This window comes from Burkholderia sp. Ac-20349 (assembly GCF_017104865.1).
Taxonomy (GTDB): Bacteria; Pseudomonadota; Gammaproteobacteria; order Burkholderiales; family Burkholderiaceae; genus Burkholderia; species Burkholderia aenigmatica.
Genome location: NZ_JAAGPM010000382.1, coordinates 1 through 236 on the forward strand (window position 1 = coordinate 1; position 236 = coordinate 236).

The following is a 236-nucleotide window of genomic DNA, read 5'->3' on the forward strand; positions in this document are numbered from 1 at the left end:
CCAGCTCCCCGTAGCTTTTCGCAGGCTACCGCGTCCTTCATCGCCTGTGATCGCCAAGGCATCCACCACATGCACTTGTTCGCTTGACCCTATAACGAGTCTGTCTCGTTACAGGTTGAGTTCTCGCATTTGTGCCGTATTCCAATTGAGTCAAACATAGAGTTCGAATCATCTTGAGATACATCGATACAATCACAACCCGGATAGTTTTCACGTCCATCTCATAGACGCTTCCG

The 236-nt window shown here is 49.2% G+C and carries 1 rRNA gene; it reads right to left on the reverse strand.

The features are described 5' to 3' along the window. A 23S ribosomal RNA gene (locus tag G3N61_RS39350) occupies positions 1-89 on the reverse strand; the annotation flags it as partial. Positions 90-236 lie beyond the last annotated feature (147 nt).